We start from the raw sequence: 15714 nt of genomic DNA, 5'->3' as shown, positions 1-15714 counted from the left end.
ATGCCCGGTTCTGGCGGAGGCGTACCGCGGCGGGGTGGCGGCTTCGCCGGGCAGGGCGAGGATGACCTGGACCGGTTCGGGCTCTCTCCGGAGGCGCTGGCCGAGCGGCGGCCCGGGATCGTGGTGGGGCAGTTGTCGGCGTGGGGAGCGTACGGGCCGTGGGGCGGGCGGCGGGGGTTCGACAGTCTGGTACAGGTGGCCACCGGCATCGCGGCCGTCGAAGGATCCGGGGAGAAGCCCGGCGCGTTGCCCGCGCAGGCTCTCGACCACGGCACGGGGTATCTGCTGGCGGCCGGGGTGCTGCGCGCGGTCACGGAGGGGCTGGACGAGGGCGGGACACGGTTCGTACGGCCGGCGTTGGCGCGGACGGCGGCCTGGCTGACGGCCGGGGACGGGGCTGGGCAGGGTGGGGCAACGGAGGATGCCTCGTACGGTGATCCGGCGCCCTGGCTCGCGGAGGCGGACAGTGCTCTGGGCAGGCTGCGGTACGCCCTGCCGCCCGTCTCCTTCGCGGGCGGGCCGAGCGACTGGCCGCGGCCGCCCGGGCCCTGGGGTGCGGATGCGCCGCGCTGGGTCTGAGTCGGAGGGCGGCCGGGCGCGTATGGATGGGCGGAATGTCGTGTGCGTGAGCGGAATACGGTTCCGCCAGTTGTTTGCCAGGACTTGCCCGGACCTGGACAACTGGTGAAGATCTTGAGGTGAGTTCGATAAGACCGACTGCCGACGCGGGTGGCGAGGCTGGCGCGCCCCGGGTGAGCGCGGCCGTCGTGCGGCGCTCCGTCGCCGTCCTCGCCCTGGTGGCCCTGGCCGCGCTGATCCCGTTCCTCGGGCCGCCCACCGCACTGCGCGGAACGGGAGAGGCCGCCGCTCCCGGCGTTCGCGGGATCGCGCTGCTGAGGACGGTCCTGTTCGCCGCGGTGTGCGTATCGGCGGGTGAGCTGTTCGTCGCGCGGCTGGCCCGAAGGGTGCCGGGCGCGCCTCTGGAGGACGCGCCCCGCAGTTGGGCCCCGGCTGCGGCCGCCGCCGGTTTCGTCGCCGCGCTCGGTCTCGCCTCGGTGGTGGCCACCGGCAATCTGGTGCCGCGCAGCCTCTCCGACATGGACATCGGCGGGCTCTACCAGACCCGGGACGGCGCGCTCGCGCTGCTGGAGGTCAACGCCTTCGCCGTGATGGGCCTGTGCGCCCTGTCGCGCCGCCCGGGCAGCCAGGTGTGGCCGCTGGCCGCGGTGGCCGTCGCGGAGGCGCTGCGCGCCCACCCCACCACGGAGCAGAGTCCGCTGATCGGCTCCGGTCTGACACTCGTTCATGTGACGTGCGCGGCCCTGTGGGCGGGCGGGCTGCTGTACGTCCTGCGCACGCTCCACCGGTGGCGGAACACGGCCCCCGGGGAGGGCGTCGCGTTGTTGGGCCTCTACGCGCGCGTGGCGGCCGTCCTGCTCGCCGCGATCACCGCGACGGGGGTGGGCAGCACCCTGCGCCGGATGCCGCCCGGCACGGTCCTGGATCAGCTGACGACGACGGCGTACGGACGCACCCTGCTCGCCAAGGTGCTCCTCGTGGTCGCCGTCGCCGTCCTGGCCCTGTGGGCCCGCCACCGGCTGCACCGGGCGGCCGACCCGCTCACCGCCTACTCCCCCGCGCGCGCGGAGGTCGTGGTCCTGGGCGTGGTGGTCGCGGTCTCGGCGGTGCTCACCGCGGTGCCTGTGCCGATCCGCTGGTGACCTCCGCGGCCGGCCGGGTGGGTCAGTTGGCGGTCAGTCGGCGACCATGACCTTGAGCGCGGTGCGCTCGTCCATCGCCTTGTAGCCGTCCGGCACGCCTTCCAGACCGACGGTCAGGTCGAAGACGGGCGACGGGTCGATGGTTCCGTCGAGGACGTCGGGCAGCAGCTCCGGGATGTACGTGCGCACGGGCGCGACCCCGCCGCGCAGGGCGATGTTCCGGTCGAACATGACGCTCAGGTCGAGGCCGGTGCCGCTGCCGTGCGGAACGCCGACGAAGCCGATCGCACCGCCGTCACGGGTGATGCTCACGGCGGTCCTCATCGACTGCTCGGTCCCGACGGCCTCGACGACGGCGTGCGCGCCCTGGCCGCGGGTGAGTTCGCGTACCGCCTCGACGGCCGCGTCCCCGCGCCCGGCGACGACGTCGGTGGCTCCGAAACGGCGTGCGATGTCCGTACGGGCCTCGTGGCGCCCCAGCGCGATGATCCGGTCGGCGCCGAGCCGCTTGGCCGCGAGAACGCCGCACAGGCCGACGGCGCCGTCACCGACGACAGCGACCGTGGCCCCCGCGCGGGCGCCCGCGCCGAGTGCCGCGTGATGGCCGGTCCCCATGACGTCGGAGAGCGTCAGGAGGGCGGCCAGCAGACGGTCGTCGGAGGCGGCCTCGGCGGGCAGCGCGACGAGCGTGGCGTCGGCGAACGGGACGCGCACGGCCTCTCCCTGCCCGCCGTCGGACCCGACCGAGCCCCAGAACCCGCCGTGCTCGCAGGACGTGGTGAGCCCTTCGCGGCAGTAGTCGCACACCCCGTCGGACCACATGAAGGGCGCGACGACGAGGTCACCGCGCCCGACCCCGGTCACCTCCGCACCGGTCTCCTCGACGATCCCGAGGAACTCGTGTCCGATGCGCTGGCCCGGCTGCCGCGCCGACTCGCCCCGGTAGGCCCACAGGTCGCTGCCGCAGATGCAGGAGCGCAGCACGCGGACCACGGCGTCGCCCGGATTCCGCACCACCGGGTCGGGCACGTCCTCCACACGCATGTCGAACGGGGCGTGGATGGTGGTGGCGCGCATGGCTGGATCCTGCTTCCTGCTCAGGTGGTGAGGGTGCGCCTCTCACGGTACGTCGCCGGGGGCACGGGCTGCGCGCCGGCGGCCCCCAGCACCCCTCTGGCCAGCAGATACTGCGCCGCGATGTACGTGATCATGATCCAGAAGTCGGGCCGTGGAAGCTGTGGCCGCTCGGCGACTCCGGTCGCGATGAGGGTGTCCGAAAGCATGAACAGGGCACCGCCGACGCCCGCGAGGAGCCCGAGTCGTGCGGCCCCGTACGCCATCGCGGTCAGAAGCAGGCTGTAGCCGGCGACCGGGACACGGAGGTCGGCGGGGAGACCGGGCCACAGGAGGGCGACGGTGGTGACGAGGGCGAGGGCGTACGCGACTGCCGTCAGCCAGGTGGCACGCGCGCGTGGAGGCCGTTTCCCGGCGAGTGCGGTGGTCCGCCGGAAGAGCAGCAGGTAGCAGACGTGGCCCGCCGCGAAGGACGCCATCCCGGCGAGGAAGGCCGGCTCGGCGTCGAACAGGAGCAGGACGTCTCCGCCCCAGCCGAAGAGCAGCGCGGCGACGAGGAGCCGGGGTCCGCCGCACACGCGCGCGTAGACGGCGAGCAGGGGCATCAGGAGGGGCTTGGCCACCGTATGGCCGGTCTCGTACCCGGCGGCCAGGGAGACGAGATCCGCGACCGTCACCAGGCCGAGGGCAACGAGCAGCACGCGCGCGTGGCGCGCGTTCACTTGGCGGGCTCCGGCTCCGTGACCGGCTTCTCCTGGGATGTAATGACCCTCTCCTGGGCCGTGACGGCTTCCTCCGAAGAGGCAGCCCCCTCCGAAGCCGAGGCGGGCGACGGCACCGGCTGCCACCCCGGCCCCCGGAACATCCGCCCGGCCCGCTCCCGCCAACTCCCCGCGGTCCGCAGGTCCCTGGCGATGGCGGCGTACTCGTGGGTGGCGACCCGGATCGGGTTGTACGTGTCGATGTTCTTGGTCAGCCCGTACACCGGCCGCTCGGTCTCCGCGACGAACGACCCGAAGAGCCGGTCCCAGACGATCAGGATCCCGCCGAAGTTACGGTCCAGATAGCCGCCCTGGGAGGCGTGGTGGACGCGGTGGTGCGAGGGCGTGTTGAAGACGAACTCGAAGGCCCGGGGCAGCTTGTCGATGCGCTCGGTGTGGATCCAGAACTGGTACACGAGGTTCACCGACGAGCAGAACGCGAGCGCGGCCGGATGGACGCCGAGCGCGATGAGCGGCACGTAGAACGGCCACACGGTCCACGTCGTCCAGGGCTGGCGCAGCGCGGTGGTGAGGTTGAACTTCCGGCTGGAGTGGTGCACGACATGGCAGGCCCAGAGGATCCGGATCACGTGGTGCCCGCGGTGCGACCAGTAGTAGAAGAAGTCCTGCGCCAGCAACATCAGTGGCACGGTCCACCACAGGACGGGCACCCGCAGTGGTGTCAGCTCATATATCGCCGTGTAGACGGCGACGATCGGGATCTTCCACAGAAGGTCGAAGGCCAGACTCCCCAGACCCATGCCGACACTCGTGGCGGCGTCCTTCGTCTCGTACCCGGCGGCAGCCCCGTCGGCGGCTGGATGGATCCGGACGCTCACCACCTCGATCACGGTGAGCAGCACAAACGCGGGTATCGACCACAGCACAACATCGGGCAGGTTCGGCATGCAAGCACCGTAGAACCGCTGGTGGACCGCGGCTAGACGTTGTTACCCACAAGTATTACCGGGGGTATGCGCTTGCTTCTTGGTGATCTCCGCCAAGGAGCCGGCCGGCTCGGCCCACCGCGCGAGCGCCTCGACGCCAGGGCGTGACCGTCACACGCCGGCCGCCCCCAGCAACGCGCCCGCCCCATAGGTGACCGCCATGGCCAGCGCCCCGCCCGCCACGTTCCGCAGCATCGCCCGGCGCGGGTCCGCGGCGCCCAGGCGGGCGCTGGTCCAGCCGGTCAGGACGAGGGCGGCGAGGACCGAGACCACGGTGACGGCCAGGCGCCAGGCGGCGGGAGGCAGCACCATCGCCAGCAGCGGGAGCAGTGCCCCGGCCGTGAACGCCAGGAAACTCGCCCAGGCCGCGTGCCACGGGTTCGCCAGTTGGTCCGGGTCGATGCCGAGCTCCACGCGCGCGTGGGCCCTCAGCGCGTCCCGTTCCGTGAGCTGCTGCGCCGCCTCCAGGGCCACGTCCCGCGAAAGACCCCGGTCCTCCAGCAGCTCGGTGAGTTCCTCCAGCTCCGCCTCCGGCTCGTCCCGCAGCTCCCGCCTCTCCGCGGCGAGGGCGGCCTTCTCCGAGTCCCGCTGGGTGGAGACGGACACGTACTCCCCCGCGGCCATCGACATGGAGCCGGCGAGCAGACCGGCCAGCCCGGCCGTCAGCAGGGCCGAGCGGGCGTCCGTCGCGCCGGCCACGCCGACGACGAGGCCCGCGGTGGACACGATGCCGTCGTTGGCACCGAGAACGGCCGCCCGCAGCCAGTTCAGCCGCTCGCCCAGCGCCCCGCCGTGGGCCTCGTCATGCGTCTGTTCCGTCACATGCGGGAGCATCGCACCCGGGACGTCACCAGACGCGTACCGACCCTCCCCGCGCGAAGACCGGACTCGTCGCGTCCGCCGGGGGCTGTCCCAATGGTTCGGCGATCTCCTGCGCCGTCGGGCCCGCCTTCGCCGCGATGGGATCGAGGAGGTCGAGGTCGAAGCCGTACACGCGGGCCGCGTTGCCGCCGACCATCGCCGCGATCTCCTCGCGCGGAAGGCCCGCGTACGCGATCCGCAGGCCCTCACGGGAGTACGGGTACGTGCCCTCGTCGTGCGGGTAGTCGCTGCCCCACATGATCTTGTCGAGGCCGATGCGGTCGCGGAGCGGCACCTCGTGCGGGCGCATGAAGCTGGCGCCGACGAAGCAGTTGTCCCGCCAGACCTCCGAGGGACCCTTGCCCATCGAAGCGGCAAGCCCGGCACCGAACTTGGACTCGGCCGTGGACGCCTTCGTCGCCGCCGCGACCAGCCGCCCGTGGTAGTAGTCCAGCATGTCGAGCACCCCGGGTATCCAGCCCGAACCCTGCTCGGTCAGCACCAGTTTCAGTCCGGAGTGGCGGCGGAAGGCACCCCCGAAGATCAGGTGCCAGAGCGCGCGGTGCGAGAACCACGTCGTCTCCACCATGAAGACGGCCCGGGCGGCCGGCTCGTCGCCGAGCGGCGGGGAGGCCGAGCCCGCGTGGTGGTTCACGGGCACGCCCAGTTCCTCGCAGACCGTCCAGATCGGGTCGTACGCCGACGAGTACAGCTCGGGCAGCCCGCTGCCCGGTGGCGTGCCGGGCAGCAGCAGGCCGCCCCGCAGCCCCGCACCGACCGCCCACCGGATCTCCCTCACCGCCTCATCGACGTCGTTCAGGAGGATCTGGAAGACGCCCGCCCGCCGGCCCGGGGCGGCCGCGCAGAAGTCCGCCAGCCAGCGGTTGTGGGCCTGCAGCCCCGCCCAGCGCCGCTCGAACTCCTCGGCCGTCGGCGCGGGCGCCATCAGCGAACCCGAGGGGAAGAACGGCGGGATGGTGTTCGGGAAGACCACCTCGGCGACTATCCCGTCCTGCTCCAGCTCCGCGAGCCGCCGCTCCGAGTTCCAGTTCTTGTCGGCCGTGTCGGCCATCAGGTCCTCGTACGGATTGACGTACGCGGCCGCCCAGGCGTCGAACTCCTCGTGGTACCGACTCGCCAGGTACGGCTTGTAGTCGAGGAGATCGGCGCCCGCGTGGCAGTCGGCCGAGATGACGGTGTAGCGGTCGTCGCTCACGAGGTTCTCGCCCACGGGGTTCTCGCTCGCGGCGCGCTCGTTGACGTGGTTCTCGGTCACGGGGTCACCCCCAGGACCGGGAAGTCGTGGTCCGTCAGCCAGTGCCGGCCCACCTCGCGGGAGCGGGCCCAGGATGCCTCGACGGCCGACTGGTCCTCGGACTGGCCGAGTTCGGCCGGGGTCGGACCGATGCGCCGCGCGAGCGGGGCGAGTTTCCCGGTGTCGAAGCCGAAGACCTCCGCCGCCGCCAGGCCCAGCATGCGGCGCGTCTCCGCCACCGGGATGTCGTGGAACGTGCGCGACAGCCACGCGCGCGTGTCGGGCCAGGTCCCCTCGGGGTGCGGGAAGTCGCTGCCCCAGAGGATGTTGTCGACGCCGATCTCGTACCGCTGGGCGAGTTCGCGCCGCTTGGTGTTGGTCGCGCAGACGAAGACCTGGCGGTCCAGGTACTCGTGCGGCGGACGCGTCAGCTCCGCGAAGGGGGACAGCTTCTTGCCGCCGTGCGCGCCCAGGTAGAGCCGGTCCATGAACCACAGGAGGTTCGGCAGCCACCAGCAACCCGACTCCGCCACACCGAACTTGAGCCCGGGGTGGCGCTCGAAGACACCGGACCAGAGCAGGAACCACAGCGGCCTGGCCGGCCACCAGGTCACCTCGCTCACATAGATCCCGAGGTGGTCGCCGTACTCGTGGCGGGGTGCCGCTCCTGAGTGCGTGAGCACCGGCATGGCGCACTCCGCCGCCGCGGCCCACACGGGGTCGTAACGGCGGTCGTGGTACGGCTCCTTGTCGACCCACATGGAGGGGATCATCAGGGCGCCTAGGCCCGACTCCTTGGCGCGGTACACCTCGGCGACGACCCGCTCGGTGGGGGCCGTGACGGGCAACAGGGCCACTCCGCAGTGCCGTTCGGGGTTCTCGCCCACAAAGTCGGCCAGCCAGCGGTTGTGGGCCTGCGCGCCCGCCATGCCCAACTCCGGGTCCTGGTCGCCGGAGAGGCCGAGGCCCACCCCGAAGGGCGCGGCCGTCTGGCTGTCCACGGCGTCGGCGTCGGGGAAGACGACCTCGGCCGCCACTCCGTCGCCGTCCAGCTCCTTGAGTCGCTGCGCGGAGTCCCAACCGCCGCGCAAGCCCTCCTCGTTGTCCTGGAACCACTTGTTCGCGAACGCCTCGTTGCGGATGCCGAGCCGCGTCATCTCCTCGCGGCGGCGGTCGCGGCCCGCGAGGAACTCGTCGAAGTCCCGGTGGAAACGGGCGTCCAGATAGGGCCGGTACTCCTCGGTGGGCAGCCCGGCGTGGCAGTCGGAGGAGATGATCAGGTAGGGCTCTGTCGTCGAGGCCATTTGCGGCTCCTCAGTCCGGTCCTCAGTGGTCCGTCCGGTCCTCAGTCCAGAATGAAGTTCTCCAGGTACGCCGGATCGGCGCGGTCGAGCATCGACCGCGAGCGCGCCCGGATCTGCGCGTCGCTGTGCTCGCTGTCGGGCAGCAGCCAGAAGCGGTCCGCCCGGATGCCGTCCGCCACGAAGTCGGCGACCTCCTCGACCGGCGTGAACCGCACGTCCTTCCCCGCCTCCTTCATCGCGGCCTCCCACTGGTCGAGGCTGCGGTACGGGGTCCTGCGGGGCTTCTGTTTCGCGTACCGGTCCGGCCGGTTGCGGTGCGACTCCCACAGGCCCGTACGGAGCATGTGGGGCCCCGGGAAGAGCACGGAGGCCCCCACGCGCGCGTGCTCGGCCCTCAGGTGCGCGTACAGCGACTCGGTCATCGTCACGACGGCCGCCTTGGTGACGGCGTACACGGAGGCGGTGGGCAGGGGCGCGATGCCGCCGTCGCCGGACGAGGTGTTGACGATGTGGCCGGGTTCCCCGCCGGCCAGCATCCGCGGCACGAAGGCCTGGACGCCGTGGAAGACGCCCCACACGTTGACCGCGAACGCCCACTTCCAGTCGTTCGGGTCGTGCTCCCACATGCGGCCCTCTGCGCCCGAGCCGACTCCGGCGTTGTTGCACAGGACGTGCACGGCGCCGAATCTCTCGTACGTCTCCTCGGCGAGCGCGACGACCTCCTCGCGCTCGCCGACGTCGACCACGCGCGCGTGCACCACGGCCCCGTCCTCGCGCAGCCCCGCGGCGGCCTTCTCCAGGGCGCCCTCCTCGACATCGGCGAGGACGACCTTCAGCCCCTCGGCCGCGAACCGCCGTGCCATCGCCAGCCCGATGCCGCTCGCGGCCCCGGTGACGACTGCGACCTGTCCCGCCCTCAGTTCCATTCACGTGCTCCCCTCGGGCGGCCCGTCGAGAATCTGCTGCGGGTCGTCGTAGCGCTGATGGATGTACGGCAACAGGGCCTGCCCGCTGACCCGTTCGACGACCCTGCCCTTCTGGTCCGTCGTCTTCTCGCCGAGGGTGATCCCGACGAGTTCGCGCACGGGGAGGTCTGCGACCGGGTCGTACATGGACTCCCGGAGGACGACGTCTCCGGTGATCCGCTCCAGCTTGCGCACCTTCTCGTTGCGCACGCAGTGCACGAGTACGGGGCCGGCGTCGAAGCCCGAACCGTCCACCGCCGGAAGGAACTTGAAGTAGAAGTCGGTCTTCTGTGCCGGCTCCGGCAGGGGCAGCGCCCCGCTGACCGCGCCGCGCACCTCCACGAACTCGATGCCGTGCCGGGCGAGGGCGGCACGTACGACGAGGCCGTCGCGCTCGACCGTCACCTCGCCGAGCTTCTTGGGCTCCCCGAAGACCTCGCGGCCGCCGATGAGGGCCCGCTCGTGGGTCATCGGCATGACGAGCGGATACCAGCCCTCGACCCCGTCGTGCGCCGCGGCGACCGCGAACGAGCCCGCGCCCAGGGGGTATCCGGGCAGATCGACCTTGCTGATGTTCACCCGGACCAGGGGCCGCCCGGTGGGTTTGAGCGGCGGCGGCAGGACCGCCGCGACCGCGTCCGGGTCGCTCTCCCAGACGGCCACCACACCGGTGGACCAGATGTCGGGGAGCCGGGAGCTCGCGGTGCGCGCGGCGCCGATCTCCGCCTCGGTCCGCGCGCCGTACCGTACGCGTGCCATGTCGTACCGCCCTTCTCTGATGGGCCGTCACCTGTAACACAGTTACAGCAGACCTCGCGAAGGGTAAATACTCGTGCGCCACAGGGACTTGGGGGCGTCATGGCAAGACCGGCACTGACCCGCGAGGAAGTCCTGGCCACCGCCGCGGACCTGGTGAAGCAGCACGGGCCGGAGACACTGACGATGCGGAAGCTCGCCGCCGAGCTGGGCACGGCGGTGACCTCGATCTACTGGCACGTCGGCAACCGCGAGTCGCTGCTCGACGCGCTCGTCGAGCGCACCGTCGCCGAACTGGGCGAGATCCGGCCCGTCGGGCGCACCCCGGCGGGGCGCATCGTGTCCGTGGCGCGCGCCCTGCGCCTGCGGCTGCGCGACCATCCGCACCTCGTCGCGATGGTCCACGAACGCGGCCTGACGGAACGGATGTTCCTGCCCGCGCAGCAGGCCCTGGTGCACGAGGTGCACGCGGCGGGACTGCGCGGGGCCCGTGCCGCCGACGTCGTACGGGCCGTGCAGTTCCAGGTCGTCGGGCACGTGCTGGTCGAGCGCAACCGTGAGCGCGCTCCGGCGCAGCACCCGGGCGAGGAGGAGCTGTGGGGGGCGCGTACGGCGGAGGAGGACCCGGCGCTCGCCCGCACCCTCGCGCGGGCCATCGACACGGAGAAGCTGTTCACCCTGTCCGTGAAGGCGCTGGTGGCCGGGCTGTTGGCGGGGGCTCGTGACGGGCAGTCGGACTCCGGATCCGGCCCGGGCCCGGACTCCGGGGACAGGACTGTCAGTCGCGCCCCTTATCCTCAGTGACCATGCTCGAAGACCATCAGACCGCACCGTCCACCACCCCGTGGCCGGCCGCGTATCCGCAGGGATACGCGGTCGTCGACGTGGAGACCACAGGACTGGCCCGCGACGACCGCATAGTGTCGGCCGCGGTCTACCGGCTGGACGCGCGCGGCGAGGTCGAGGACCACTGGTACACGATGGTCAATCCGGAGCGGGACCCGGGTCCTGTGTGGATCCACGGTCTGACGAGTGACGTGCTCGAAGGAGCGCCCCTGTTCCCGGAGATCGCCGAGGAGTTCGCGTCCCGGCTCGACGGCCGCGTCCTGGTCGCGCACAACGCGGTGTTCGACTGGTCGATGATCGCCCGGGAGTACGCGCGCGCGGAGCGCGAGGCGCCGGTCCGTCAGCGGCTGTGCACCATCGCGCTGTCCAAGGAGCTGGGCCTGCCGCTGGCCAACCACAAGCTGGAGTCGCTCGCGGCGCACTTCGGCGTCGTGCAGCAGCGCGCACACCACGCGCTGGACGACGCGCGCGTGCTGGCCGAGGCGTTCCGGCCGAGCCTGCAGGCCGCAGCGCGCGAGGGTGTACGGCTGCCGCTGCTCGAATGCCTGCCGCTGACGGAGTGGACGGACAGGGCCGCCCCGCGGATCGGCCGGCAGTCCGGCGGCTACTCCTCCGGCGGCTACGCGTCGGGGGGCTATCCGTCCGGCAGTTGGCGTCCCTCGCGCAAGCGGCCCGCCTGCCCGTATCCCAACCCGGGGCGGTACGAACCGGGCAAGCAGCTCAAGCAGGGCATGCGCATCGCGTTCTCCGGGGACACCTCGGTCGAACGCGACCTTCTGGAGGACCGCGCCGTCGAGGCCGGACTGCATGTCTCGACGAGCCTGTCCCGGCTCACCAGCCTCCTCGTGACGAACGACCCGGACTCCGGTACGTCCAAGGTGGTCAAGGCCCGCCAGTTCGGCACCCCCGTCGTCGACGAGGCGGCGTTCGGCCAGCTGCTGCGGGACGTGGAGCCGGCGTCGAAGGCGTGACGGAGCGTCTGCCGTGCGGGGCGCACGCCGGGGGCGCGGGCATCCGGTCGTACGGGTGATTGGGGAGCGACTCGCCCGGCAACCGCTCGCCCGTACCGCCCTGGCGGCCCACCCTGTGGCGCATGGCACGTTGTGAGGTCTGCGGAAACGACTACGGCATGACGTTCGAGGTGCACGCGCAGGGCGCGGTGCACGTCTTCGACTGCTTCTCCTGCGCCATCCACCGCATGGCGCCCATCTGCGAGCACTGCCGGGTCCAGATCATCGGCCAAGGCGTCGAGGTCGAGGGCCACTGGTACTGCGGGGGTCACTGCGCCCGCGCGGAGGGGAAGGTGGGGATCATCGACAAGGTCTGAACCGTCCTGTCCGAACCACACGCCTCCAAGCCACCCCTCCCGCTCGACACCCCATGGCCGAGTTGTACGGTCGTGGGGTGTACCGCTTCCTGTTGTCCCGGCAGTGGGTGATCCTCACCCTCATCATGCTCGCGCTCATCCCGACGATGATCGAGCTGGGCTTCTGGCAGCTGCACCGCCACGAGCGCAAGGTCGCGCTGAACAAGGTGATCTCCGACTCGCTGTCCGCGAAGCCGGTCCCCGCCGAGTCGCTCACCGCGCCCGGCCGGGCGGTCAAGCGCGACGACCTGTTCCGCCGGGTGACCGCGAAGGGCACCTTCGACACCGCGGACGAGGTCGTCGTCCGGCGCCGCACCAACTCCGACGAAGAGGTCGGCTTCCACGTACTGACCCCGTTCGTCCTGAACGACGGCAAGGTCCTCATGGTCAACCGCGGCTGGATCCCCGCGGACGGCGCGCAGACCGAGTTCCCGAAGGTGCCCGCGCCCGCGAAGGGCGAGACCACCGTCACGGGCCGGCTGATGGCCGACGAGACGACCGCCGACAGCGGCATCAAGGACGTCCGCGGCCTCCCCGACCGCATGGTCATGCTGATCAACAGCGAGCAGCAGGCGAAGTCGCTCGGCAAGCAGGTCCTCGGCGGCTACGTCGAGCTGACCGCGCCGGAGCCGAAGGGCGACACCCCCGAACTGATCCCGGAGCCCGACCACAGCGGCATCGGCCCCCACATGGCGTACGCGATCCAGTGGTGGCTCTTCGCCGCGGGCGTCCCCGTCGGCTGGGTCATCCTGGTCCGCCGAGAACGCCGCGACCTCGCGGAGGCGGCCGCCGCGGAATCCACGCCGGAGGCGGAACCGGCAACGGTCTGACCGCCGCGACCCCGGCGCCCCTCAAGGGGCGCGGGGAACTGCGCGCCCGGCCACAGACGACCCGCACCCAACAGAACCGCCCCTCGCCGGATTGATCGCCACAATCGCCGGGAACCCGGCAAACGTGCACCCATCCATCGAGGACTACGCCCTCATCGGCGACCACCAGACCGCCGCCCTGGTCGGACGGGACGGGTCGGTCGACTGGCTCTGTCTCCCGCGGTTCGACTCGGCGGCCTGTTTCGCGAAACTGCTCGGAGACGAGGAGAACGGCCACTGGCGGATCGCACCGAAGGGAGCGGACGTCTGTACCCGACGCGCCTACCGGACCGACTCCCTCGTACTCGACACCGAGTGGGAGACCGAGGACGGCACGGTACGCGTCACCGACCTGATGCCACAGCGCGACCGCGCCCCCGACGTCGTACGGATCGTCGAAGGTCTCAAGGGCCGGGTCACCATGCGCAGCACACTGCGACTGCGGTTCGACTACGGCTCGATCGTGCCGTGGATGCGCAAGTCCGACGGCCACCGGGTGGCCATCGCGGGCCCGGACTCGGTGTGGCTGCGCAGCGAGCCCGAGGTGCGCACCTGGGGCAAGGACTTCGGTACGCACTCGGAGTTCGAGGTCGCCGAGGGCGAGCAGGTCGCCTTCGTACTGACCTGGCACCCCTCGCACCAACCGCGCCCCGCGCGCGTCGACCCGTACGAGGCACTGGCCGCGAGCCTCTCCGACTGGCAGGCGTGGGTTGCCCGCTGCCGCTACGACGGACCGCACCGGGACGCCGTCGTCCGCTCCCTGATCACCCTCAAGGCCCTCACCTACGCGCCGAGCGGCGGCATCGTCGCGGCGCCCACGACATCGCTGCCCGAGGAGATCGGCGGCGTACGCAACTGGGACTACCGCTACTGCTGGCTGCGCGACTCCACGCTCACCCTGGGCGCGCTGCTCGCGTGCGGCTACCAGGAGGAGGCGGCGGCCTGGCGCGACTGGCTGCTGCGCGCGGTGGCGGGCGACCCCGCGGAACTGCAGATCATGTACGGCCTGGCGGGCGAGCGGCGGATCCCCGAGTTCGAGCTGGCGTGGCTGCCCGGTTTCCGCGGCTCGGCGCCGGTCCGGATCGGCAACGACGCCGTACGGCAGTTGCAGCTCGACGTGTACGGCGAGGTGATCGACTCGCTCTCGCTGGCGCAGCAGGCGGGTCTGCCCGCCAAGCCGCACGTGTGGCGGCTGCGCCAGGCGCTGATGGACTTCCTGTGGTCGGCGTGGCGCGAGCCGGACGAGGGGCTGTGGGAGGTCCGGGGTCCGCGCCGCCACTTCGTGCACTCGAAGGTGATGGCGTGGGTGGCCGCCGACCGCACGGTCCGCACGCTGGAGGAGAACCCGGGCCTGAGCGGCGACGTGGACCGCTGGCGCGCGATGCGCGACGAGGTGCACCGCGAGGTGTGTGAGCGCGGCTACGACCCGGAGCGCAACACCTTCACGCAGTCGTACGGCTCCCGCGAACTGGACGCCGCGCTGCTGCTGATCCCCCGCCTCGGCTTCCTGCCGCCGGACGATCCGCGGGTGGTCGGCACGGTCGACGCGGTCCGGGCGGAGCTCACACGCGACGGCCTGGTGCGCCGGTACGACTCGGACCCGACGGCCATCGACGGGCTCCCGGGCGACGAGGGCTCGTTCATCGTCTGCTCGTTCTGGCTCGCGGACGCGCTGCATCTGACGGGCCGTACGAAGGAGGCCCTCGACCTGTTCGAGCGGCTCGTCGCGCTCCGCAACGACGTGGGGCTGCTGGCCGAGGAGTACGACCCCGTGGCCGGCCACCAGCTCGGCAACTTCCCGCAGGCGTTCAGCCACATCGGCCTGGTGGGCACCGCCCTCGCCCTGTTCGACGGGGAAGGGGACCGGGGAGGGGCTGGAGGGTCCGATGAGGAGGGGGCAGGATAGTGCCATGGATCTTGGACTGAAGGACCGCGTCTACGTCGTCACCGGAGCAACGCGCGGCCTGGGCCACGCCTCCGCGCGTGAGCTCGTCGGCGACGGCGCGAAGGTGATCATCACGGGGCGCGACGAGAAGACGGTGGCCGAGGCCGCGACGGCCCTCGGCCCGAACGCGCACGGTGTGGCCGTGGACAACTCCGACCCGAGTGCTCCGCAGAGCCTGATCGCGGCCGCGCGCGAGCGCTTCGGCGGTTTCGACGGCATCCTGATCAGCGTCGGGGGCCCGCCGCCCGGGTTCGTCGCCGACAACACCGACGAGCAGTGGCAGTCGGCGTTCGAGTCCGTCTTCCTGGGCGCGGTCCGGCTGGCCCGCGCGGCCGCCGCGGAGCTCGGTGAGGGCGGGGTCATCGGGTTCGTGCTCTCCGGTTCGGTGCACGAGCCGATCCCCGGGCTGACCATCTCCAACGGTCTGCGTCCCGGTCTCGCGGGGTTCGCCAAGTCGCTCTCCGACGAGCTGGGGCCGCGGGGGATTCGGGTGGTCGGGGTGTTGCCGGCCCGGATCGACACGGATCGCGTGCGCGAGCTGGATGGGTACGCGGCTGATCCGGAGGCGGCGCGGGCCGCCAATGAGGCGCGGATTCCGTTGCGGCGGTACGGGACGCCTTCGGAGTTTGGCCGGACGGCCGCGTTTCTGTTGTCTCCGGCTGCGTCTTATCTGACGGGGATCATGGTGCCTGTTGATGGTGGGGCTCGGCACGGGTTCTGATGGTCCGGTTGTTCTGTGGGTGCGGGCCGGTGGGGGCTGGTCGCGCAGTTCCCCGCGCCCCTAAAAGCAGGAGGCTGCGCCTCCCCGCTTTTAGGGCGCGCCCTAGCTGACCCTCTCCGCGCCGTGTTTGACCCCGCGCAAGCGGACCTCTGCCGGGAGGGTTGCCAGGCCTGCCGAGTCTCTTGCGTGGGCCAGGGCCTCAGTGGTCAGGCGGTGGAGGGCGTCGCCGGGGTCGGCGTGGGGCTCCAGGAGGAGTTGGACGCGGGCCTCGGGGACGGTTCGGCGCCCGGTGAGTGAGACCTGGGCCCGTGCGACCCCGCCCA

The 15714-nt window shown here is 71.8% G+C and carries 16 protein-coding genes and 1 pseudogene; 8 read left to right on the top strand and 9 right to left on the bottom strand.

Going from position 1 to position 15714, the window contains the following annotated elements; genetic code table 11:
• On the top strand, positions 1-579 hold a 579-nt coding region (locus O3Q52_RS32040; RefSeq protein ID WP_269652180.1), incomplete at its 5' end, for a CoA transferase.
• Between the two features lie 173 nt (positions 580-752).
• Complete coding sequence (locus O3Q52_RS32035) at positions 753-1721, top strand: CopD family protein (protein WP_269652182.1); 969 nt, start codon at positions 753-755, stop codon at positions 1719-1721.
• Positions 1722-1754: 33 nt separating this feature from the next.
• On the opposite strand, the gene O3Q52_RS32030 is transcribed toward O3Q52_RS32035, so the two are convergent.
• The 8 genes from O3Q52_RS32030 to O3Q52_RS31995 form a co-directional block, all read right to left on the bottom strand.
• Entirely contained in the window at positions 1755-2798 is a 1044-nt protein-coding gene (locus tag O3Q52_RS32030) for a zinc-dependent alcohol dehydrogenase family protein (protein ID WP_269652179.1), read from the bottom strand.
• A 20-nt stretch (positions 2799-2818) separates the two neighbouring features.
• Positions 2819-3517, bottom strand: a complete 699-nt coding sequence (locus O3Q52_RS32025; RefSeq protein ID WP_269652178.1) for a lysoplasmalogenase — start codon at positions 3515-3517, stop codon at positions 2819-2821.
• Positions 3514-4464: a sterol desaturase family protein gene (locus O3Q52_RS32020; protein ID WP_269652177.1), complete on the bottom strand. Its 951-nt coding sequence runs from the start codon at positions 4462-4464 to the stop codon at positions 3514-3516. Before O3Q52_RS32020 ends, O3Q52_RS32025 begins: the two co-directional genes overlap by 4 nt.
• A 150-nt stretch (positions 4465-4614) precedes the next feature.
• Positions 4615-5325 carry a VIT family protein gene (locus O3Q52_RS32015; RefSeq protein ID WP_269652176.1) on the bottom strand — a complete coding sequence of 237 codons (711 nt, stop codon included), beginning with the start codon at positions 5323-5325 and terminating at the stop codon, positions 4615-4617.
• Positions 5326-5350: 25 nt separating this feature from the next.
• Positions 5351-6580 (bottom strand): amidohydrolase family protein, encoded by a 1230-nt coding sequence (locus O3Q52_RS32010; RefSeq protein WP_269652181.1) that lies wholly within the window; start codon positions 6578-6580, stop codon positions 5351-5353.
• 56 nt (positions 6581-6636) lie between these two features.
• On the bottom strand, positions 6637-7923 hold the full coding sequence (locus tag O3Q52_RS32005) for an amidohydrolase family protein (protein ID WP_269652175.1): 1287 nt from the start codon (positions 7921-7923) through the stop codon (positions 6637-6639).
• Positions 7924-7964: 41 nt separating this feature from the next.
• Complete coding sequence (locus tag O3Q52_RS32000) at positions 7965-8849, bottom strand: SDR family oxidoreductase (RefSeq protein WP_269652174.1); 885 nt, start codon at positions 8847-8849, stop codon at positions 7965-7967.
• Positions 8850-9647, bottom strand: coding sequence for an acetoacetate decarboxylase family protein (locus O3Q52_RS31995; protein WP_269652173.1), 798 nt, complete (start codon positions 9645-9647; stop codon positions 8850-8852). It lies immediately after the preceding gene.
• A 99-nt stretch (positions 9648-9746) separates the two neighbouring features.
• On the opposite strand from O3Q52_RS31995, the gene O3Q52_RS31990 reads away from it, so the two are divergent.
• From O3Q52_RS31990 to O3Q52_RS31965, 6 genes are all read left to right on the top strand, one after another.
• Positions 9747-10448, top strand: coding sequence for a TetR/AcrR family transcriptional regulator (locus O3Q52_RS31990; protein ID WP_269652172.1), 702 nt, complete (start codon positions 9747-9749; stop codon positions 10446-10448).
• A gap of 2 nt (positions 10449-10450) precedes the next feature.
• A complete protein-coding gene (locus O3Q52_RS31985; protein ID WP_269652171.1) occupies positions 10451-11461 on the top strand; it encodes a DEDDh family exonuclease in 1011 nt (336 codons plus the stop codon).
• 122 nt (positions 11462-11583) lie between these two features.
• A complete protein-coding gene (locus O3Q52_RS31980) occupies positions 11584-11817 on the top strand; it encodes a hypothetical protein (RefSeq protein ID WP_269652170.1) in 234 nt (77 codons plus the stop codon).
• Between the two features lie 77 nt (positions 11818-11894).
• Positions 11895-12686 carry an SURF1 family protein gene (locus O3Q52_RS31975; RefSeq protein WP_269652169.1) on the top strand — a complete coding sequence of 264 codons (792 nt, stop codon included), beginning with the start codon at positions 11895-11897 and terminating at the stop codon, positions 12684-12686.
• A 124-nt stretch (positions 12687-12810) separates the two neighbouring features.
• Positions 12811-14631 (top strand): glycoside hydrolase family 15 protein, encoded by a 1821-nt coding sequence (locus tag O3Q52_RS31970; RefSeq protein ID WP_269652168.1) that lies wholly within the window; start codon positions 12811-12813, stop codon positions 14629-14631.
• Positions 14632-14635: 4 nt separating this feature from the next.
• Positions 14636-15391, top strand: coding sequence for an SDR family oxidoreductase (locus O3Q52_RS31965; protein ID WP_269652167.1), 756 nt, complete (start codon positions 14636-14638; stop codon positions 15389-15391).
• 102 nt (positions 15392-15493) lie between these two features.
• On the opposite strand, the pseudogene O3Q52_RS31960 reads toward O3Q52_RS31965, so the two are convergent.
• Positions 15494-15714, bottom strand: a pseudogene (locus O3Q52_RS31960) (alkaline shock response membrane anchor protein AmaP); the annotation flags it as partial.

Origin of the sequence: Streptomyces sp. ActVer, from assembly GCF_027270795.1 — a bacterium.
Classification (GTDB): domain Bacteria; phylum Actinomycetota; class Actinomycetes; order Streptomycetales; family Streptomycetaceae; genus Streptomyces; species Streptomyces umbrinus_A.
The sequence above is the reverse complement of the archived record's forward strand: the minus strand, read 5'-3'. Positions and strand labels throughout refer to the sequence as shown.